This window comes from Paenibacillus yanchengensis (assembly GCF_042684845.1).
Lineage (GTDB): Bacteria > Bacillota > Bacilli > Paenibacillales > Paenibacillaceae > Pristimantibacillus > Pristimantibacillus yanchengensis.
In genome coordinates this window covers 1-22746 of record NZ_JBHUMH010000021.1, presented here as the reverse complement: position 1 = coordinate 22746, position 22746 = coordinate 1, and the positions used below count along the sequence as shown (strand labels likewise).

Annotated in this window: 21 protein-coding genes; 5 read left to right on the top strand and 16 right to left on the bottom strand. The window is 37.4% G+C overall.

Features of this window, described 5'->3' with window-relative positions; translation table 11 throughout:
* Window positions 1–142: 142 nt before the first annotated feature.
* The 6 genes from ACFSTH_RS10015 to ACFSTH_RS09990 all read right to left on the bottom strand — a co-directional run bounded on the left by ACFSTH_RS10015 (window position 143) and on the right by ACFSTH_RS09990 (window position 7522).
* Window positions 143–2050, bottom strand: coding sequence for an ABC transporter ATP-binding protein (locus ACFSTH_RS10015; RefSeq protein WP_377774448.1), 1908 nt, complete (start codon window positions 2048–2050; stop codon window positions 143–145).
* Window positions 2051–2121: 71 nt separating this feature from the next.
* On the bottom strand, window positions 2122–3450 hold the full coding sequence (locus ACFSTH_RS10010) for an extracellular solute-binding protein (RefSeq protein WP_377774450.1): 1329 nt from the start codon (window positions 3448–3450) through the stop codon (window positions 2122–2124).
* A gap of 183 nt (window positions 3451–3633) precedes the next feature.
* Window positions 3634–4251: a PepSY domain-containing protein gene (locus tag ACFSTH_RS10005; protein ID WP_377774452.1), complete on the bottom strand. Its 618-nt coding sequence runs from the start codon at window positions 4249–4251 to the stop codon at window positions 3634–3636.
* 111 nt (window positions 4252–4362) lie between these two features.
* Entirely contained in the window at window positions 4363–5322 is a 960-nt protein-coding gene (locus ACFSTH_RS10000) for a PepSY domain-containing protein (protein WP_377774454.1), read from the bottom strand.
* A 102-nt stretch (window positions 5323–5424) separates the two neighbouring features.
* Window positions 5425–6810, bottom strand: a complete 1386-nt coding sequence (locus tag ACFSTH_RS09995) for a sensor histidine kinase (protein WP_377774456.1) — start codon at window positions 6808–6810, stop codon at window positions 5425–5427.
* A 1-nt stretch (window position 6811) separates the two neighbouring features.
* Entirely contained in the window at window positions 6812–7522 is a 711-nt protein-coding gene (locus tag ACFSTH_RS09990) for a response regulator transcription factor (protein ID WP_377774458.1), read from the bottom strand.
* A 1024-nt stretch (window positions 7523–8546) separates the two neighbouring features.
* Between ACFSTH_RS09990 and ACFSTH_RS09985 the strand changes: the two genes are divergently transcribed.
* From ACFSTH_RS09985 to ACFSTH_RS09965, 5 genes are read left to right on the top strand one after another with little or no spacing between them, the layout of a single operon-like run.
* Window positions 8547–9893: a hypothetical protein gene (locus ACFSTH_RS09985; protein ID WP_377774460.1), complete on the top strand. Its 1347-nt coding sequence runs from the start codon at window positions 8547–8549 to the stop codon at window positions 9891–9893.
* A gap of 9 nt (window positions 9894–9902) precedes the next feature.
* Window positions 9903–10307, top strand: a complete 405-nt coding sequence (locus ACFSTH_RS09980) for a GntR family transcriptional regulator (protein ID WP_377774462.1) — start codon at window positions 9903–9905, stop codon at window positions 10305–10307.
* 9 nt (window positions 10308–10316) lie between these two features.
* A complete protein-coding gene (locus ACFSTH_RS09975) occupies window positions 10317–11093 on the top strand; it encodes a hypothetical protein (protein WP_377774464.1) in 777 nt (258 codons plus the stop codon).
* Window positions 11093–12409 (top strand): hypothetical protein, encoded by a 1317-nt coding sequence (locus ACFSTH_RS09970; RefSeq protein ID WP_377774466.1) that lies wholly within the window; start codon window positions 11093–11095, stop codon window positions 12407–12409. The genes ACFSTH_RS09975 and ACFSTH_RS09970 overlap by 1 nt, the downstream gene beginning before the upstream one ends.
* 1 nt (window position 12410) lies before the next feature.
* Complete coding sequence (locus ACFSTH_RS09965) at window positions 12411–13136, top strand: ATP-binding cassette domain-containing protein (RefSeq protein WP_377774468.1); 726 nt, start codon at window positions 12411–12413, stop codon at window positions 13134–13136.
* Window positions 13137–13230: 94 nt separating this feature from the next.
* Here ACFSTH_RS09965 and ACFSTH_RS09960 read toward each other — a convergent pair whose 3' ends face one another.
* The 10 genes from ACFSTH_RS09960 to ACFSTH_RS09915 all read right to left on the bottom strand — a co-directional run bounded on the left by ACFSTH_RS09960 (window position 13231) and on the right by ACFSTH_RS09915 (window position 22404).
* Window positions 13231–14142 carry a LysR family transcriptional regulator gene (locus ACFSTH_RS09960; RefSeq protein WP_377774512.1) on the bottom strand — a complete coding sequence of 304 codons (912 nt, stop codon included), beginning with the start codon at window positions 14140–14142 and terminating at the stop codon, window positions 13231–13233.
* 18 nt (window positions 14143–14160) lie between these two features.
* A complete protein-coding gene (locus ACFSTH_RS09955) occupies window positions 14161–15555 on the bottom strand; it encodes an MATE family efflux transporter (protein WP_377774470.1) in 1395 nt (464 codons plus the stop codon).
* Window positions 15556–15696: 141 nt separating this feature from the next.
* Window positions 15697–16347 carry a hypothetical protein gene (locus ACFSTH_RS09950; protein ID WP_377774472.1) on the bottom strand — a complete coding sequence of 217 codons (651 nt, stop codon included), beginning with the start codon at window positions 16345–16347 and terminating at the stop codon, window positions 15697–15699.
* Window positions 16348–16380: 33 nt separating this feature from the next.
* Window positions 16381–17097 (bottom strand): cytochrome c biogenesis CcdA family protein, encoded by a 717-nt coding sequence (locus ACFSTH_RS09945; protein ID WP_377774474.1) that lies wholly within the window; start codon window positions 17095–17097, stop codon window positions 16381–16383.
* A gap of 54 nt (window positions 17098–17151) precedes the next feature.
* Window positions 17152–18255, bottom strand: a complete 1104-nt coding sequence (locus ACFSTH_RS09940; RefSeq protein ID WP_377774476.1) for a sensor histidine kinase — start codon at window positions 18253–18255, stop codon at window positions 17152–17154.
* 110 nt (window positions 18256–18365) lie between these two features.
* Window positions 18366–19055, bottom strand: a complete 690-nt coding sequence (locus ACFSTH_RS09935) for a response regulator transcription factor (protein WP_377774478.1) — start codon at window positions 19053–19055, stop codon at window positions 18366–18368.
* A gap of 48 nt (window positions 19056–19103) precedes the next feature.
* Window positions 19104–19760 carry a TlpA disulfide reductase family protein gene (locus ACFSTH_RS09930; protein WP_377774480.1) on the bottom strand — a complete coding sequence of 219 codons (657 nt, stop codon included), beginning with the start codon at window positions 19758–19760 and terminating at the stop codon, window positions 19104–19106.
* 222 nt (window positions 19761–19982) lie between these two features.
* Window positions 19983–20639: a bacillithiol biosynthesis deacetylase BshB2 gene (bshB2, locus tag ACFSTH_RS09925; protein ID WP_377774482.1), complete on the bottom strand. Its 657-nt coding sequence runs from the start codon at window positions 20637–20639 to the stop codon at window positions 19983–19985.
* 19 nt (window positions 20640–20658) lie between these two features.
* Entirely contained in the window at window positions 20659–21003 is a 345-nt protein-coding gene (locus ACFSTH_RS09920; protein WP_377774484.1) for a YojF family protein, read from the bottom strand.
* Window positions 21004–21129: 126 nt separating this feature from the next.
* Window positions 21130–22404: an MFS transporter gene (locus ACFSTH_RS09915; protein WP_377774486.1), complete on the bottom strand. Its 1275-nt coding sequence runs from the start codon at window positions 22402–22404 to the stop codon at window positions 21130–21132.
* Between the last annotated feature and the right edge of the window lie 342 nt (window positions 22405–22746).

Sequence of the window (22746 nt, the reverse complement as noted above, 5' to 3'; positions counted from 1 at the left end):
ATGTTTTATACGAAAAAACGGATAAATTGGGTTTTTTGAGGGTTGTATCAAGCAATAAAAGAAACAAAAAGAAACTGGATGGAAAAACGGATTGTTTTTCTATCCAGCTTCTTTTCGTTTTTTATTAGATTGTCCCTCAGATCTATAAGCTGCCTAATAGCGCTTCAGGTCGCATAGCTTTGAACTGTTTTTCATACAGCGAACGGTATACTCCTTGTTCCGCAAGTAACTGTTCATGCTTTCCACTTTGAACTATCGTTCCTTCATCGACTACTATAATTTGATCTGCACGTATGACAGTAGCTAACCGATGGGCAATAATAAAAGTCGTTCTATTTTTCATTAATCTCTCTAGTGCTTCTGTCACTAAATGTTCGGAATCGGCATCAAGTGCAGATGTTGCTTCATCCAATATTAAAATGCGAGGGTCTTTTAGCAAAGCACGCGCTATCGCAATTCGTTGTTTCTGTCCTCCCGATAATCGTACCCCTCGTTCACCAATAACCGTTTCATATTTCAAATCCCATTTTTCGATAAATTCATGCGCATTTGCCGCCGCCGCTGCTGCATAAACTGCTGCTTCCGTTGCATTGGGATGTCCGTAAGCAATATTTTCAAATACTGTACCAGAGAACAAAATATTATCTTGCAGTACCATCGCAATATGGCTACGCAAATCTCCTAAGTCGTACTCTCTAATATCGATGCCATCCATCGTAATACTTCCTTCATCAGGATCGTAAAAACGAGCGATCAAATGAATGATCGTTGATTTACCAGCACCACTAGGACCGACAAGAGCAACGACTTGCCCACTTTTCACTGTCAAATTAATGTTAGTAAGCGCCTTTCGCTTCTCTACCGTAACAGGTGGTAAATCTGGCTTCGTTCTAGGTGGAACCCAATAAAATCGTTTTGGTGGTTTCACTTTGGGCACAATATCTTGACTATAATTTACATTTTCCTTTGCAGGTTTTTCGGGACGCTCCATGATATAAGTAAAATGCACTTGTTTAAAAGCTATGTCTCCTTTGCACACTGGAAACGGAATAGCTTCTTTTTTATTTTTAATTTGAGGATCGATATCTAACACTTCAAATATTCGCTCAACGTTAGTCAGTGAATTTTGAATGGTCATATTAACTTCTGAAAATCGTTGAATCGGTCCATATAGTTGTGCCAAGTAAGATTGAAACGCAATCAGTTCACCAATCGATAGTTTCCCTCGCAATACCATCGTCCCGCCAGCAAACCAAATAATTAATCCACCAGCATCTTGAAACGTCTGACTAAATCTACTTAAAAAGTTTGACAACATATTGGCTGACATCGCATAAGCATAATGTGCATTCACTTGCTGTTTGAATCGCTCCATCTCTGCTCGTTCTCTATTAAACGCTTGCACTATTTTCATACCAGACAATCGTTCTACCAAAATGCCAGATATTCGCTCCATCTGTCGATGTACGGAACGCCATGCAAAGCGCATCCGTACATTTAAGTTAGTAAAGGTCAAGTAGTAGAACGGTAGCAGCCACAGTGCTAATAATGCTAATCCCCAATCCATCCGAAATAACATAAATCCAGCAAAAATAACAAGAAATAAATCAACTGTTAAATTAATAACTCCACCATTAATGAGTTGTTGTGCGCCATTAACATCATTCAGTACGCGAGATATAATTCCTCCTACTTGCCTGCTATCGTAAAACTGTTGCGACATTTTTTGTAGATGACTATATAACTGTACACGAACGTCACGTACCATCGCATTACCCATTTTAGCCGTCATCCACTGTCTGAAAAAACTAACTATAATGCCAAACAAATAGACTGCACCTAAAATAAGAAGTACTTTTCCCAAAGTCCAGCTGCTACCTTCTACTTGTGGTAACACTTCATCAATCATTATTTTGGTCATCCAAGGTACGGTAAGTGGCACTGTAAATTGTAATATCCCTAACAGAATAATTAGTAATAGTGCGCTACGATATGGTTTTAAAAACGAAATATAACGTCGAAATAAAAACGACTTTTGTGGGGCTGACATAATTAGTGTAATCCTTCTTTCTATTTAATTAAAGCACATATCTATCGACTAGATACAGATATCACTTTTTCTTACTGCTGACTAGATTGTTCTTGAATCAATTGATTCGCTTTTTCTTCGGCACTTCGCAGTGCAGTAACTTCATCCATTTTGCCTTGACTTACTTCCATAATATATTTTTCAAAGGCATTTATGACATGCTCATCGTATTGATGATAGTTGCGGCTAGGAGCAATACCATTATAAAATAACGCTTGCAAATTTTTATCTTCTTTGAACGGCGTATCCGCATAAATTTCTGCTCTCACTTGTTCTGATTTTAATGGTGTAATCATTCCTTTGCGTGAAAGAATCATTTGAAACTCTTCTGATGTTAAATAATCGATGACAAGCATAGCAGCATCTTTATGTTTGCTTGTAGCTGTAATTCCAGCACTTCTTGTATAAGCTTGCATGCCGACTTTTGGTTTGTCTTTAAAGGTAGGAACAGAAACAATATCCCAATTCATCGCTAGTGAATCTTCCGCAGTTGCCATCCAAATATCTTGATAAATATACATAGCCACATTAAACTCTTTGTTAAAATCTCCGTGATTGAGCCAATTTTCATTAGCTCTTCTTTGAATTCCGGGATCACTCGTCCATGGAAAAATAACTTCATCAAAAAATTGTTTCCATTCGCTCATATTTACTTTTGCTTTGGATGTTGCTGCATCTACAAAATCTAAAGATAGCGGATTGACACGAATAAAGTGCTTAGGTGATGTCCACAATCCAATATATTGTTTGCCTCCTTCCGATCTTGTTATTTGTTTGGACAATCCAAACACTTCTTCCCATGTCATCCCATCTGTAGGATACGCAACGCCAAACTTATCAAAAATATCTTTGTTATAATACAAAACAAACTTATTATCTAGTAATGGTAACATAAAAAGCGATTCGTCAAACGTACCATCGGCAACATATCCCGCTTCAAACCGATTTAAATCAATGTTATGCTTTTCTACTAAAGGTGTCATATCATAGGCAAGCCCTCTTGGAATATAATCTCGAGTCAAATCACCTACACGATCAATATAAATATCAATTTTAGTACCGGAAGCTATAATATGATCAATTTTTTGGTCTGACGTTTCTCCGATATACGTAATTTTGTAATTGGGAAACTTCTGTTTTATGTGCTGTCCAAATAGTTCTTCAAACATCTCTGGGCTTTCAATTGAAAAAATAGTTAGCTCCGCTTTACTGTTAGCGTAGTCAACATCTTCTCTTTGGTTCACATTACTGTTCTCGTGATCTGTAGCTTTTTCTCTATCGCCAGCATCATTAGAACAGGATGTTAAAACAAGTAATACTACTAACCAATAAAATGGTAGCGCTTTACTTTTCTTGTTCATCCCAATAACCTCCTCAACTCATTTTAATGCACTTCTTTAAGGTAGCCGATATCGCTACCCATTAATTAGGGCTATTACAGCAAAACGATAGGTCTTTTCAACTTATTATTACAAAAAAAAGCAGGTACAACTTTGATTAGTTGTACCTGCTTTAGCAAAACCTATTACTTTTTCAGTTAATTATTAATCATCATAACGATCATCGTCGTCATCATCGTTATCGTTATCGTCATAGTCCACTTTTAATATTTTACCACTATATGCATCTACATCGACATCTACTTCGCCACGTTTTGTTTTTAGTTCTACTTCATATATATAACGACCATCGTCTTTATCCAAATCAATATCCTCTACTTTACCTTGTACATGTTTAGCTGCAATACTCGCCGCTTCTTTAGAAGTCAGTCTTTTTTTCGATTTCTTTTTAGTGCTTGTATGTTTTTTGTTATTTTCTTTCTTTTTTTGTATATCTATTGTCTTCGTGCGTGTATATACTTTTTCTAATTCAACTTTTAGCGTCTTACCGCTGTAGGCATCAATATGGATATCATATAACTTATTATTTATAAGTACTTCATAGTCGTAGTAGACACGACCGTCATCTTTTTCTAGTTCTACACTTTTAATTTTTCCTGGTTTAACAGCTAGTGCTAACTTATTTGCTTCTTCTACAGAAATTCGTTCACTTTTCTTTGTTTCCTTATGTGCCTCTACTGTGCCCATTGTTCCAAAACCGATTGAGCTAACTAATAACATAGCCGCTGTAGTTAATGCAATAATTTTCGCTCTTTTTTTCATTTCTCTCTCTCCTCTGTTTGTTTGTCTAACCTATCTCCTTGACACTTATTAGTATATTGTACCAAGATGAGAAGTCCGCTAAAGTTACATTAGAATTTGATGAGAATTTCATTAATGATTGTTATCATCCCAATCATCGTCATCATCGTTGTCGTCGTTGTTATGATCCCAGTCATCATCGTCATCTTTGTGCTTGTCGTCTTTGTGCTTGTCGTCATTGTGCTTATCACCATCATCATCATCGTTATCCCAAACAACTGACATAATAGCTCCTGAAACTGCATTGACTTGTACAATCGCATCTTTATCTCTATTAATATCTAATTCGACCAAATAATATGCTTGCCCATTATGCGGCTTGTAAAAATCGATATCTTCTATTTTACCTTTCATATGTGCTTTCGCTAACTTACCAGCCTTTTCTTTCGATAACCAAGTAGTTTTATTAACCGTTTCTTTCGTCGATTCTTTATTTTTCACTTTTTCCGTTGCGGCACTCACTGGTTTGTTAGCTTGTTTGTTTGGTTGTTTACTATGTTCTGGTCGTCGTGTAGCTACTGGCTTAGAAGTAGCCGTTGGCTCTTTATTTACTGCCGTTGGACGATTAGTTTCTACACTTGATGTGCGATTTCCATCATCATGATCATCATCTTTATTAGAAATAGATGGCTCTCGTGGTGGTGCGTTTGTTGAAGTTATGTTTGCGATTGGATCATCGTTGTTTTGCAATTTTCCAACTTCTGCTTGGGCAATTTCAATCGCTGTAGCTTCATCAATTCCTTCCACAACTGCTGATTCCAGCAATTGTAACGCAACGACATCTCCATTAACCGCATCCACTTCTACTTCATACATTCCTTGTTTCGTTTGTAACTTCATAATATAGGCATTTCCTGATTTCAAGACATCCTTTACTTCACCAGCATATTGATTAAGTAATGCGTCGGTAGCAGCTTGAGCTGATATTTGCTCTGCATTCCCTTTCCATGGTTTTATAAAGATGACCATTACTACTGCAACTACGATTACTACTGATGTAATAGTCAGCTTGTTCCATTTCATTCGCATCATTAATTGCACACCTCTTCCTATTGCATTTCTTCCTCTGTCTAAATCAAACTATAACAAACGATTATGAGAAATCAGTGAGAATTTCATTAATTTTGTTCTTCATTATCGCTGCTGTTCCACTTCAGAAGAAGACCATAGTAGGGTGACGGTAGTACCAACTCCTTCTAAACTGTCCATCACCAATTGAATATGAAGTGCGTCTGCAATTTCTTTTGCTAAAGATAAACCTAGTCCCAACCCACCTTGTTGTCGGCTCCGTACTTTATCTACTCGATAAAAACGATCAAACACTTTTTCTAGCTCATCTCTCGCCATACCCATCCCACGATCACTGATTCTTAGCCAATTTCCTTGCTCATCATGAGCGACTGTAATCGTAATTGTTTCTTCGCTATATTTATAAGCATTTTCCAAAAATATAAATAACAATTGTTTTAATAATTTAGCATCCGTCATTACGAGACACTCCGCTTCGCTATCCACTACTACTGCACGTTCATAACCGGATTGAAAATCAGCAGCACTTTTTTGAGCAAACATCACTAATGCTACTTCTGTTTTTTCTAGATTCCAATGCTGTTTATCTTTGGCAAGCATAAGCAATTGCTCCGCCATCTCTCGCATTCTAATTGCTTCAGAATGGATCGCTTCAATTGATTCATTGAATAACTCTGGTCGCTCCAGCCCTTTTCTTTTTAATAAACTAGCGTAGCTTTCAATAACTGTTAACGGGGTACGAAGTTCGTGAGATGCATTAGAGACAAAGCTTTCTTGCCTAGCAAAGTTATTTTCTAGCAAATCAATCATTCGGTTAAACGTTTCGCCCATTTCGACTAGTTCATCTTTGGACTTTTCTTCCAACGGTATTCGTTTAAACTTCCCGCTTTTTTGAATATCACGCATCGTACCCGTCATCGCTCGAATCGGCTGCACAATTAAATTACCGAGTAATCGACCAGAGAAAAAGGCAGGTATTAAAGCTAGTAATGTTACAATAATTAAAACATACTTCAACGATCGCAAATTATTCATCGTACTCTGCAAACTTTCCATGAGCTGCAAATTTACCACTTGCCCATCGTTCCAAATGACTGGAATAGAAGCAAATAAGTAACTGCTCCCCGCAAACTCTACTACTTCTAGCTGCTTTTTCGGGTGAAATTGTGTTGACCAATCAATGAGCTTCACTTGTGAAGGTGACGTAACAGGTGTAAATCCACCTTTTTTCTCTCCTACTACTTGCAGCATGCCATCAATCGGTACATAAGCACGTAATAAGTCAGCTACTGGTAACAATTCCGCTTGTTCTTGGATTCCACGAGCAATAGCTGTAAGTTCACGATCAACTCGTTTTTGTTCACTATCTAGTAGCAAATATTGAAATAAAAAATAGATTAATATATTCATTAGTAACAATAAAACAGCAAATAAAACTGATGAATAAATATGCATCTTACTTTTCAGATTTAAGTTTATGTTTAGTTTCATCCTAATTCGCTTCTTTCAAGACATAGCCGATTCCCCGTACAGTATGAATGAGTTCCATCTCTTGTCCTTGTTCAATTTTTTTGCGCAAATAACGTATATACACATCAACAATATTCGTTTCCCCATAGTAATCGAAACCCCAAACGGCTTCCAATATTTGTTCTCTATGTAACACTTGGCGTTTGTTCTTTAACAAATAAACGAGTAAATCAAATTCTCTTGGCGTTAATTCAATGATTTGATTTGCCCTGCGAACGTCTCTCGTCTTTTCATTTACAGTCAAATCTGCTACTTGTAATAAAACCTCGTCAGCTTCCACTACTGATACAGTCCCTTGCTTTTTCGCCAAACTTTGTCTTAACACTGCTCGAATACGAGCAAATAGCTCTTCAATTTGAAATGGTTTGGTAATATAATCGTTAGCTCCATCATCAAGCCCCGTTACTTTATCTTCTACTGTATCTTTGGCTGTTAATAAAATAACTGGGGTGACTTGATCATTCGTCCGAATCCGACGTAACACTTCTATTCCATTCATGTTAGGTAACATAATATCCAATAATACTAAATCAAACGATTGCTCACGAAATGTTGTTAATCCCGCAAACCCATCGTTGCAACAAACAACTTTATATCCTTCTATTTCTAGCTCTATTTGTAATAAGCGTGCAATTTTTTCTTCATCTTCCACAATTAATATCGTCTGTTCCACTGTAATCCCCCTACTCTATCCTGCCACTCCAAGTACTACAATTGCTATGAATGGCAATAATAAACCGATCACTATTATACCTAATAGTAACATGACTTTTGTTATCTCTGTATAAAAACTGAAACTTTTTTCCGCTAATTACTTATTGACACTACACTGTACTACATGCATAATACAGTTATATTACAACTGTACTATAGCTCTAATACAGTAATGAGGTGAGTCGTTTGATTGAGTTAAAACATTTTTATATATTACTTAATTATTATTTTTCAAAATTGACTTATACGCTACTCATTAGTAGCTTGTTTCTACTTGTAACATCTCTCCTACTTATCAATTCCGCTCTATCAACAACAGATGTTTTTTTACAAACTAGGTACGATCAATTATATAGTCATTCTGGAGCGCCTTATCTTTTTCTGCTCAGTTTATTAAGTCTATTTATCGTGTTCGTTTGGAGCATATACTCTCAGCAAGCTGAACATAAAAGCATTTACACTTTATTAACATTGCCCGTGCGGCGTGTGCTTCACTATTTCAGCTCACTATGCGCATTACTTATCGCATTACTCTGTTTATTCGCTGTACAACTGCTGACGTTTTACATGGGCTATTCCATTTTTGAGCAGCAACAAAGTAACATATGGGGACAAGTACCACCTTTACGATCAGCGGACTATTCTTATTTTTTAGCCTTTATTCGTTCCCATTTTATGCGGGTGCTTTTTCCAATGAATGTAGCCAGCTATCACTTTTTAATCAGTGGTTTACTGTATATCGCTACGCTGTTTTACTACAGCATTTTACATATAAAAAATCATTCCAAAGTGCACCACCTTTTGAGTTCTGTAACTGCTGTTATCTTTATACAACTGTTTTTAATTCCCCTACTTCTCCAGCTCGATGTAACAGACAGTATCCATAGTAATCAATTATGGCTACCGATAACAATTGTATATTTATTTTCCTTATATTTTATAAGCTCTAGTCTATATTGGTACAAAAAAGGAGGGATGTCATAATGGATGCGAAAGAATATTGGCAGCACTATAGTCGTCGTATTCATAGACATCTTGCCCTTCCTTGTCTCCTTATCGCTTGTCTTGTACTTGCGTTTCTATTACATAAAACGTTCGCAGCAAGCAAAGATTTTCCTATCTCTATTAACCACTTGAGTGGTGACGCTAGTACGTTAGAACAAGTAGAAATTAATGGTACAACGAGCGATAGTTATCATCGGAATCAGTTTATATGGGACGGCGAGAAAATTGACGTAACAACGACTGTTTTTGATCAAATCCAACCACGTACGTTGTTTGCAGAACGCATTGGTAATGAATATGTAACCCGAACTATCAGCAACGATGCTCCATATACGATATTAGGAACGGCTCTAGGAAATGAATTTACTATAGAGTGGATGGAAGCCTATGACAAAAACAGTGCTGTCCCTGTGCAAGCTACCATTCGTATCCCTACCCTTCCAACGACTAGCTCCGCGTCATTTGCTAATCCAGTAGATTATGGCGTTACCAAACTGGGCAATTCCGTTTATTTCACACTACCAACCTCTACACAATATATAGGGACAAATGGTATTTATAAACTAGTAGCAAACGAAGTACCAGTATCTTTCAATAAACAAAGGGACACTTTTGATCAACCGATTGTAGCGCTCGATTTACAAGTTAACGAAGATAAGGAACATACAGCTTTCACTATATTAGGATTAGAAACGATTGGTGATCATTTACTACTGCTAGCCCATCGTTCAGATCAACTCATACTACAGCGATATTCCATTGCTGGACAATTGGTACAGGAAGCTATCATTGCAGATGTTCCATTAGCAAATCCAACTACTGATTCTTCCGACGGTTTTGCAGCTACTTACGAAATATATAATAATAATCAACTTAATCAAGTAATTTTGCAGTTCTATAACGAAAGTACGGATGAAAAATTGTTTGTCACGATCCAACACCAGGAGCAGCTTACAATAGAAAACATTACCCGCATCTCCTTACAGCAAGAAGATGTCTATGAAGCTCCTATACAGGTGGCAGAGGAAGACAACGTACACCTTATGCCTGATACACGACATGCGCTTTATTATAACGATCGGCTATATTATGTAACTTTAGTTTATAGTGATGCAACAAATGTTATTACTTCCCCCACTTTTGCACCTGTTCACATACAGTTGTTCGTGTATGAAGTAAATGAGTTAACTTATACCGGAAAAGTAGTATCTGATCTCAATAGTGATTTGCAAGGATTAGCAACAACTATTGGCAAGCAACAAAAAACAAGATTAAATGATCGCTTTTTACGTCGCTATAGTGATATTCGCATTCAAATAAAGTAGGTGACCTTCATGATGGTACAATTTCAGTCCTTACAATTAAATAACAAAGACCCGGTCTATCTACAGCTAGCTTTGTATGTCAAACAACAAATTTTGCTAGGTCATGCTATTACTGGTTCCAAACTTCCTTCGCGACGCGAAATTGCTGCACAACTCAATATTAACCCGAACACTGTACAAAAAGCGTTTCGCTATATGGAGGAAGCTGGATATGTAAAAACGACATCGACGCACGGCAGTACGATTTACTGTGATACGACTATATTTACACAAATCGAAACAGAGCTAACAGAAGAGTTAGTAGCTAACTTTGTCCAATCTGCACAAGATGTCCATCTATCCGTAGATAAAGTAGTAGAACTAATCCGTAAGATGTGGGATACAACAACGACAACCAAAAACGAAGAACCTTAAGGAGGTATTATGAAACGTTTTTATCGATTACTTCACTACGAAGTATATCACTTACTTAAATATGTAGCAGTTATCAGTATAGCATTGATAGCATCAAGCTTGTGGCTGATTGGGTTGGAGCTGAAAAACTACTCCTTCTCCAACACCTTTGAACGTTATGAACATTTATATACGAACAGTGGAAGTGTCTGGCTCTTTACACTTGCTTTTATTGCGCTACTTCTCGTAATTGCTTATTCTTTTCAAGTTCCGTTCTCAAAACGAGGTAGAAGCATCTACACTTTGCTAACCTTACCATTACATCGTTCTTTTATTTATTTTGCTAAATTACTTGCCGCTTTTATAGCGATACTCCTTCTATACTGTGCCCAACTTATTACGTTTATTGCTGGTTATTATATGATGGAAATGGCGTTGGGTAACTATAATAATGGAATATTATCAATGGATAATGGGCTGTATCTTGCTTTTTTACGATTACCGCTCTTCCACCTACTATGGCCAAAAACGCCGCTAGTTCTCTTCGTCGTTGTAAGTAGTTGCCTTGTACTCATAACAGCCATTATGCGGACGATATTACATTTCATTAGCGATCGCCATTTAACAACGCATTTATTTTTATTGCCTGTTATTATTAGCTTCACTCATCTATTTTTAGATTTAAGGGTCTTTCCAATTTATTATGACGAACGATCGATGATCATTAATGCTATTGTGTTGACGTTAGCTTCCCTCTTTTTTATATGGGATAGTTTACAATTGATTCGGAAAGGAGCAGTCGTCTAATGTCACGAATGCCACGCTGGATAAAAAAACATTTTATTGTTATTATACTTCTCTGTTGTGGGGGATTACTTGGCTCTTTTTACATCTTTCAAGCCAATGCCTCACAGCATTTTCCCGTAGTACTCGTTAGCCAAGTGGGAGAGGAAGATACGGTGAAAGAACTACAGCTAGACGGAACAATGACCGATAACTTTCATCAAACAACATTTACTTGGCAACAAGATGAAGTGATGGCAAAATTGACACCTTTCAAAAAATACGAGCCAACACCCTACTCGATACGACCATCGTTCCATGCCGAACATTACCAGATGGATATTTGGCGTGAAGGTGATATAACAAAGCTGTTCACAACGCTTATTGATCAACAAAATAACCAAAGACATAATTTCCCAGCAGTTAAAGTACCGATTGCATTTGTAGAAACAAATGAAGATTATTTATATAGAAATGTAGAGCATTATGGGGCTACTATCGTGAACGGCATTGGTTATTTTACGGCATTAACATCTGGTGCAGATAGCGGAACAAATATTATTTATCGATTAACTTTTCCTGAATCAGAAGCCTTTTATAATGACAATAAGCCCCATTATCCCGAGCGTATAGCAAAGTTTCCACTTGCAGTAGCTGGTGCAGTTAGTGACGAAGCAAATTTAGCTGTGCTTGGACTGGAGTCGTTGGGCGAACACCTATATATTATCGGGCTACAACATCACAACGAATTAATTGTGCAGCAATATACATTGGATGGACAACTGGTGCAAACAGAGGCGTTAGATGTAACACCTTATATCGATCAAAAATTCTTCCGACAATCGTTCAATAGTAAATACACTACTTTCGTCCATAAAGAAAACAAACAATTGACCATTGCCTTCACCCACCACAACGAAGAGCAGCAATTTTTTGTAACGATTGATCAGCAACAGTCCGGTGATGGCAAGCTAATTGCTAACGTTGCTGAACTAACTTATTTTGATACATCTTACGGTGTTGACAGTTTTCGAGATGGCTACGTGCAAGATGCTTTACTAGTCAATGACCGCTTGTACTATGTAGCAGCTATGTATGAGAAGAGCGAGGCTAATCGGATCGTCGATATCGCGCCTATCCGCATCATGTTACATGTAATCGAAAACAACGAACTCATCTATGCTGGCTATTTCCAAACCCCACTAAATGACGACAAATTACGCTGGCACAACCAGTCATTAGAACAACGGATGGAAGATACTATCTTGCAAGGCAACTTGGATTTTCGCAAAGTAAAACAGCTTCGACTGAGCTATCTAGATGGAAAGGAGAATGAGTAACATGATCGAGTTAAAATTTGTCGCCAAACTATACCCCAATAACGGTTTAAAATTAAATATTAATGAACTAATTATTCCCAAAGGTGAAATTGTAGCTATAGTAGGAGCGAACGGTGCTGGAAAAACAACATTACTTAAAGCGATGATGGGACTTGGTAATCCGAGTTATAACTACGGGCACATTCTTGTCGATGGTAAACCAGTCGAAAAACAATACGAAAAGCTAGCCTTTATAACGGAAGAAGGTAGCTACTTTCCCTCGTTTACACCCAAACAATATGCACAGTTTTTAGCTGATTTTTTTCCAAAATTCGATTATCGGCATTTTACTAAGTTGTTAGCTTACTTTAAATTAGATGAGAATCAAAAAATTAAAACGATGTCTACCGGTGAAAAGTCCAAATTAGAAATCAGTGCTGGCTTCGCTAAACGTGCGGAATATACAATAATGGATGAACCGTTTAACGGAAAAGATATGTTTACCCGCCGAGATTTTTTAAAGCTAATGGTTTCGCAAATGCGGGAAGATGATTCGATCATTATGACTACCCATATTATTGATGAAATTGAAAATGTCATCGATCGAGCTATAATACTACATAAAGGACTAATTAAAGCAGATGTCACGATGGATGAACTCCGAGAGGAAGGTAGGTCATTAGTCGAGCTGATGGCAACTGTGAGTAAATATAAACCAGCAGATGTCCAACAATTTCTCACAGACTAATCAAATAACCTCTACTAACTAGCACGCTAGATGCAAGCACAGCTGCTTTACCATTCTAGGGTTGATAGAAGTAGAGGTTATTTCAGTTTCCCATTTAATTATCAGAAATTTTAACACTTTGATGTAGAAAATCAACGTATGCTGTTGCTAAACGAGAGAGAGCGACCGTTTTGTGAGCAATCCATCCCACATCAATCCGATCCTCAATTTCTAGTGGTACAGGTATAATTTTATTACTATTCAAATCTCTACTAAGTACACCTGTCGAAATCGTATAGCCATTTAATCCAATCAACAAATTGAACAATGTGGCTCGATCGGTCACCTTAATACTTTTTCGCCTCGTTAATGTACTTAAAATCTCTTCCGAAAAATAAAAAGAATTATATTCTCCTTGTTCAAATGATAAGTACGGATACGGTTCTAGTTGATCAATAACAACACTGCTTTCTTTCGCCAGCGGATTATGAACACTAATAAATATATGCGGCTCAGCAATAAACAAACTAGTAAAGGTAAGGTTCGCATCTTTCAACAGCTTCATTAATACGTTTCGATTAAAGTCATTCAAAAATAAAATGCCGATTTCGCTTCGCATCGTTTTTACATCTTCAATAATTTCGTACGTTTTTGTTTCGCGAATGGCCAGCTCATATTCTTCATGTCCATATTCTTTCACCAATTTCACAAAAGCATTAACAGCAAACGCATAATGCTGCGTCGATACCGAAAAGTGCTGGCTCGATGGTACAGCATTCAAATAACGATTTTCTAATAACTCTGCTTGCTCCACCACTTGCCTTGCATAGCTTAAAAACTCTACACCTTTTTTAGTCAACGTAATACCTTTGTTCGTTCGTTCAAATATCGTTAACTTCAATTCATTTTCTAGCTCTTTGACTGCATTCGATAAGCTTGGTTGCGAAATAAACAGATGTTTGGCTGCTTCATTGATTGAACCACGCTTATTAATTTCAAGTACATATTTTAATTGCTGCAACGTCACTGATATCAACGCCCTTTTTTAAATCAATTTATGTTTGTACCATTTGTCCCCACGTAAGCGCCATAAGAAAAACGCCCCTCTTGCTGCCCATTCTGTCACCATTGCAATCCATATTCCCATTAAACCATAACCCAACGTTATTCCAAGTACATAGCCTAAACCAATTCGCAATATCCACATCGTCATCAACGAAACAACAGATGTATATTTGGAATCCCCGGCAGAACGTAATGCAGATGGTAATACGAAACTAACACACCATAGAAATGGCTGAGCAATCGTAATAAGTAATACTAATTGGAATATTTCGGGTATTATTTGTGGTGGTGGAGAATAGAAGCTGACAATGACCGGATAGAGCGGTAAAATAATCGCCGTAGCAATTAGAAATAAAATACCACCTAAACCAAGAAAAGAATAGATAAACTTTTTGGCATCTGCTACATTCCGACTCCCAATACATTGACCGACTACTGTTACAATTCCAACGCTAAGTGCCATCCCACCGATCTGATACAACAACGAGATTGAATTACCAATCGCATTAGCGGTTATCGCAAATGTACCAAGCTGTACTATAAACGTTTGCGTTAATAGCTTCCCACCGTTAAAAAATAATTGTTCTGCGGCAAATGGTACACCGATATACATTATTTTTTTGAGTAGCTCCACATTTACCCGCAGCGCATGCTTCATTCGAAAACGTAACGTTTGGTTGAATTTAATTAAGTAGAGTAAAGATACTGCTACACCGATCACTCTTGATGCAATAATCGAAATAACAAGCCCCATGATCCCCATCTTAAAGCCAACAATAAAAATAACATTCAATAAAACAGCAGTTAAATTCATAATAACCGATAGCATTAAGCTAGCTCGTGTTTCTGCTACTCCGCGCAATGCACCTACAATCGCTTGATAAACCGCAAAAAACGGAAAAGAAATAGCTATACCTACCAAATAAATTTCTGCATTTCGAAACACTTCTGCTTCTGCTTTACCAAATAATATTTGAAGTAACGGTTGGTGAAATATGATAACTAGAATACTAACAACTATAGAAATTACAGAAACTGCTAAAATAGATTGTGCTGCTGCTTCCGATACTTTCTGTGGATTACCGCTCCCCTTGTACTGGGCAACAATAACCGTTCCTCCAGTAGCAACGGCAATAAATAAACTAATAATAAACATATTCAATGAATCTACCATACTTACTGCACTAATAGCTGCAACTCCAGAAGAACTAATCATCGCTGTATTAATAATCGACATAATGACAATAAACGCTTGATCCACGAAAATAGGAATTAAAATAGCGAAAACTTGCTTATAATCCATTGCATTTCCAGACAGATACTTATGAAGTAATTTTTCCTTCCGCTTCACTAAACCGCTGCCTAGTTCCGACATGACACCATCACTTCTTTACTTATTTTGTGTATTTACCTCGTCCTTGTTATCATTATTATAGCATTGATTGCTAGCTACTGCTTTATCAACTAAAAAAACAGGGTATTCCGCAGAGGATCTCCTGTTTTTTATCGTATTATTTTATGCTATGATCAACTCCACATCAGTAACATCAAACGACTGCAAAGTTAATTGTAACGCTTGTTTCATTAATGCATGTGTTTGCTCTGATATTTCAAGTGATTTATAGTCAGCAATGCCCAACGTAACCGTACCAACCCTCTCAATAAACTGTACACTAATTAGTTTTGTTTCGAGCGGAAATGGATTGTAAAGCCCATCTGCTGTTGCAGACAACAATGACAATATAGCATGAATTCGCGGAGCAGCAATTGCTGTTTGATTATAATAAGTATGGCTAGCAGCAACCAATTTCGTCCCATCCGACAAATAAACAGTATACGTTTCCTGCACAGATTCATTCGGAGGTAGCTTCTCGTCGAGCATAAATATGCCTTCATTTAATTGTTCGATATAATCAACAATAACTTCTGTTTCTACAAATCCTTCCATCCGAAACAGCTCTTCATTATGATCGTTAATAAATAATGTTGTCGGATTTGTTTTAATTCGATATTCATTCGCTAGCTCAGCTTCTATTTCCACATAAATGATGTCGATATGTAACGATGTATATCTTGCTTGTACTTCATCCATTACCATCCCCATGGATCTGCCCATTGGGCAAGCACTCAGTGTGAACAATTTTAACGCTGTTACATTGTTAGCCATAGCTATTTATTATCCTCCTCATCAAACGATTGATTATATCGTAAATAACGAATACTTCGCTAGCCAAGCAGTTATTTTTGTTAATTGACCAGTAAATACTAACAAACCCATCCCGATTAATATCCAACCATTGATTTTTGACAGTAACGGTAACCAACGATTGATCTTTCTAAGTATCGATAAAGAATACGTTAATGCTAAAGATATTAACAGAAACGGTATGCCCAGTCCAATCGAATAAACAAAAAGTAGCCACATTCCACTATATAACGTTTCACTTGATCCAGCGAGAAGTAATATAGAAGATAGCGCCAGCCCAACACAAGGGGTCCAACCAGAACCAAAGGCAAGCCCTAACAACATTGAACTAAAGTTCCCGGCTTTTTTGTTATCTGTATTAATAAACTTTTTGTCCATCATTAAAAATCGTAGCGACAGCATCCCTGCCATCTGTAATCCAAAAATGATAATTAATAATCCACTAATTTTTTCAATCCAATCACGATTTCCAACTAAAAATTGACCTATAAAACTAGCAGATGCGCCCATCGCTACGAAGATAATACTAAATCCCAGTATAAAAAAGATCGAACGAACCATCAATACGCGTTTATTAGCAGCTATTTTATTATTTTCAACTACAGTGCCTGTCAAATGGGATACATAAGCTGGCAACAACGGAAAAACACATGGCGATAAAAATGATAGTACTCCTGCAAGCAGCGCAACAAATACCGTTGCATTTTCCATAACTTTATTCTCCTTTTCACCCTTGTAATTAATTATTTATCTCTAAAACGGACGCTATGACGAGGTAGATTTATGCTGTCGTAATGGAATTTGTATAAGGAATGTATGTTGCAGATCTTTCGTTTGCATTACTATCTGTCCACCATGTAACGAAACAATTTCTTTGGCAATTGCTAAACCTAATCCCGAACCACCAATATCACGATGTCTTGACTCATCTACTCGAACCATTCGTTCAAAAATAAGCGCAGCTTTCTCTATTGGAATAGGTTCGCCTTTATTAGTAATCGCTAGTTCATAATAGTTAGTTTGTTTGCTTCCTTTTATCGTAATCCAATCGCTAGTATTGTAAGCAATCGCATTAGACAGTAAATTACTAACGACTTGCTTCATTCCTGTTTCATCCACTTCAATCAGCATCGGCTCTACATCTATGTGACAACTCACTTGTTTGTTTTTCAATTCTAGTTCAAAACTATTGTGTACTTGCTGCAATAGCTTTCTAGTGTCCACTTCACTCCATGCCTGTGGCTGTAGCTTCTTTTGTTCCCAAACGGTTAGTTGTTGCATTTGATCCACTAGTTTCGTAATATGTTGCACTTCTTCATGAAGCGAAGTATACAGCTCTTGATTGCCATGGATAACGCCACTACTCAACGCTTCCAAATAACCATTCAAATTACTTAGTGGAGTACGCAACTCATGAGATAGATCACTAAACAACTGTTTACGACTCGTTTCTGCTTGTTTGAGCGACTCTACCATTTGATTAAAATGATTGCCCAATTGCCCAATTTCATCATTAGCCCGTGCAACAACCGGCTCGGGATAAGTGCCAGTCATCATTTGCTTCGTAGAGTTAGTTAAATTTTTTAGCGGAAGCAATACTTTTCGCATCAGAAAGTAATACAACAGCACGGCTACAACGACAGCAATAGCACTTGCCCGTACAAGATAATAATGCATCGTACTATTAAAAAAAGTTTGTTTTTCGGCTCCGATATAATCATATTGATCAACGAGTAAACATGCGAAATCTTTAACCGAAACGCCAACTAGCCAAATAACTACTCCAATGACTAAACCATTAATTATCATAAATTTCCAAATCAAACTTTTGTTCCAAAACAACAACGACCGCTTCTCTATGTTTAGCAAAGAAACTCCTCATTTCTACTTATACTACTATCACTTCCCTTGTTTCGATTGTATTATAACAAGGCAATGTTAAGAATGTTTTAAGTAAAAAAACACCTAATCAGGTGTTTTTAAAAGGCATTAAAGCGATATCCCATTCCTCGTATCGTCTCAATCAACTCTTGTTCGGTAGATGACAATTTTATTTTCTCTCGTAATTTACTAACATGAACATCAACCGTCCGCTCCGTTACTATCTTTTCTTCGTTCGGGTATAGTTCATTTAAAATTTGTTCACGAGTTACAATTTGATTCGGATGCTGCATTAAATAATGTAACAACTTTAACTCATGTTGCGTGACAGGAAGTAATTCCCCTTTATATTTCGCTTCACCGCGCAATGGCTTCACCGTTAACTGACGATAAGTAATTTTACTGCAACGATGTGCTGTTCTCCGAAGAACCGTTTCTACTCTGACGACTAACTCTTGCGGGCTAAATGGCTTAGTCATATAATCATCTGCACCAATTTGCAGCCCATTAATTTTAGCTTGTTCGTCCACTTTGGCAGTCAGCATAATAATCGGTACATCGCTTTTTTGCTTTTGCCTAATCCAGCTACATAGCTGCTCTCCTGATTGCCCTGGCAGCATTAAATCCATAATGACAAAACAAGGGTCATAAGCTTCAAACTTTTGTTGCGCATCTATACCATCTGCTGATTCCCATACTTCAAATCCAGCTTGCTCCAAATAAATTTTAATTAGCTGGCGTATTTTATGTTCATCCTCGATAATTAAAATTGATTTTCCTTTTATCACGATGCCATCAACTCTCCTATAGGCTAAAGAAGAAACGGTTGACTACTATTATAGTTCCAACAATTCACTCATCATCTCAAATGACATTGGTCCTACTACTTTTTGTTGAATTTTTCCTTCCGCATCCAATATATAACTGGTTGGAATACTCGTCACTTGATAGCGACCAGCCACTTGATCTTTAGGATCTAGTAAAATAGGAAACGTTAAGCCGTACTCTTCAACAAATTCCGTTATATCTTCTATTTTTTGTTCCGAAGAAGTTAAGTTTACAGCAACAATTGCTATATCAGAATCACCGTGCTGTTCATGCATTTTTTGCATATCCGGCATTTCTTCACGACATGGCGGGCACCACGTTGCCCACATATTTAATATAACTTTTTTTCCACGATAATCCGATAGCTTTCGTTCTTCTCCATCTAATGATTCTAACACAAAATCTGGCGCAATATTACCTTTCTTTAATCCAACGACAAGCTCATCTTCCTCATTACTACCTTCTTCTATTTGCACGTTTTGCTCTAAACCATTATTATCCATGATAGCTTGTTGTTGTGCTAACAGTTTTTGCTTCTCTTCATCTAATTGTTGCTGCAATATCAGTTCTTTTTCTTTTGACTTTTTAGCTTGATTATCATAGACACCCCAGCCGACCAAAGCCATTAATGCTACAACAACTATAACTGTTCTTACACGATTCACTTGAAAGCCTCCTTCAATATTTGCAACAATTATATCAGACTATTGTTAAGATTCGTTAAAGTTGCCCTTCTGTTAAAGTTATCCACAAAAAATATTTTTCATACATTAGTTCGTAAATATAACAACAACATCAGGAAAAAGCCGCTTCTATTTTAGAAGCAGCCTTGTCCATCGTAATATTTTTATACATATAATCATGTAACTACTAACGTCTATCGTCATTTATACGGAATAAGTCCAAAACCGTTCATAACCGAAACGCTCGATTATTTTATTAGTAATTTTCGGCTTATCGCCCACTAGTTCAGGCATTTGGAATTGGGAACGGTGTGCCATTAAAGATGCCACTTTTTGTTCAATATAAGGACGTACGTCAACAACAACATCTGGTTTACCAATCTCTTGCTCCGAATTATTAGCAAATGCTAAAGCATAAATTCTTGGGCGATTAGCTTCTGGCAGTTTTTTGATCGCACGCATAACGGCAGCACCAGTCGCATTGTGATCCGCATGAACGGCATAGCCAGGGTAAAATGTTACCACTAATGATGGCTCTAGTTCTTCTAACAAAGCATCCATATATTTGTCTAGTACAGCCGGTTCTTCGAACTCTATCGTTTTATCATGAAAACCTAACATTCGTAAATCTGTAATGCCAATCGCCTCACACGAACGCTCTAATTCTTGCTTGCGTATTTGTGGCAATGTAACTCGATTAGCAAACGGAGGAACACCCATATTGCGTCCCATCTCTCCAAGTGTCAAACAAGCATACGTTACCGGTGTCCCATGATCAATATGCATAGCTAAAGTACCAGCTAAACCAAACGCTTCATCGTCTGGATGCGGCAAAACAACCAATATATGTTTTTCTTTCACGTGTGTTTCCCTCCCATCATTAGAATGGTTGTCGGCTTAATTGTAGTGCGACTACCAGCTTTCCTTCACTATCATGTCCTGCCAATATTAAACGTTCTTCGTCTGTTTCTTCATAATGCGTCAAGCCTTCCGAATATATCCAACCATGGTCCATTTTCAAACCAACACGGTAAGGAGCTTCTTCTGATATCGTCCCATGAATAAACTTCACCTGAGCATTCGTTATAAATGTAGCTGCTGGATGTTTACTACTATCAAAATGAGCCGAATAAGCACCCGTCGTCATTTCCAAATGTATATATAGCTCTTCGTTTTTCAACGCATCGATTCGTTGTTGTATCACTTCTCTTGCTATGGGCTGCATTGTCTGTACCTCCTCATCTCTATCTCGTTAACCATACCATACCTATTATAATATGAAATAGAGAGAATGAAAAACAAAACAAGCTTTCCATCTCCTCGTAATGAAGAAAGAAAGCTTGATTCATTGTTATTCCGTTCGTTTAATTTTGACAAATAAAGAAATAATGTACGAGATACTTACTAAAATAAATGGTACTACACTAATTAAATAACGAAATGTAGATTCTGGATCAGGACCTGGATTATCTCCACTTTCGTAACCAAAAATAGCCCCTACGATAAAAAAAGCAAATGCCGAAATTAAGCCGCTCGAACGAGTAATAAAACCGGCAACCGCCGTATAAATTCCTTCTCGTCTACTACCTGTCCGCCGTGTATCTTCATCGATAATCATACCCGTCACTACTGGTGGAGTTACGAAGAAGCCCGCTAGACCAAAACCAACTAAAATACCAGCGGCGACCCCCGTCCATAAACTGTTACCAAACCAAAGCGGGATGACAGATAAGGCATAAGCAATTAAAGAATAGCGCCACCCTTTGAGCGGATCGATTTTGCGAATTAACCAGTACCATACAAATACTAGTGGAATAACAGACACGAATATAGCAGCCATTAATATCGTTACTTGGTTCTCTGGTATTTTAAGCACATATTTGGCATAGAAAGGTATAGTCGAACTAAGTAGTCCATTGACCGTTTGAGCGAACGAATTGGCAATGTTGAATACCCAGAAAGGAACGTTGCTCAACGTTTCACGAAACGCTTCTTTGAATTTTAACTGTGGAGCCTCCATTGCCTCTTTGTCTTCTTGTATATACCGCAAACACAGTAGCATAAATAACGCAAATAGTATAGCGTACACAACAGCCATTACACCAAATCCGTAATCTTTAAAAATCATCGGCGATACGGCAGTAGCGATTAATAAGGCAACAATCTGAAATCCTTGCTGAACAGCCGACGCTTTCGTGCGTACAGCATCACCACGAAATAATTCTGGAAACAATGCCCCATAGTTGACCCAAATGATTGTAGCAACCGCTTCATATAAAATAAGAGCAACTAAAAACCAGACAAATAAACTAATTTCACCTAGATTAGCTGGTGGGCTAAATACCATAATAAACGTTAACATAAACAATGGTACTGCAATATATAACCACGGCTTCCTTCTACCAAACGTCGTTTTCGTTCGATCAGAAAAATATCCAAATAGCGGCTGATTAACAGCATCCCATATTAAAAAGACAGTACGCGCAATCAATATGTAACCACTTGCCATTCCTAATATATCCGAATAATAATACAAATAATACGTACTAAACGCTTGGCTAGGAATCATCATCGCCAGCATTCCGAAAGCATACATCATCGGCGTATTCATCCACTTATTTCGCATGACTTCCCTCCCTAAATGATGAGTTAATGAACTGCATGAATGCGAACTACAATTGTATTAATCGGTATATCGAAAGTAATTCGACATCCATTCAGGTAGTCCTGCCTCATTAGAGAGAAAGTCTGTGGTAGATGATAATAATCGCAGTAACAACCTTCAAAATCCTAAATTTGTACGATTATTCTTATAAAACTTTCGCTACAACAAGCTGCACAGGTCAAGTCCTTTTTTATGTGTAAATTCCCTTTAGATATGATCTGCCGGACTTATGACTTGGGTTCGGCTTTCTTCTTCTCTTTTTTCCACGTCCAATATAGGTCCATATCGATGTATTTCCTCTGT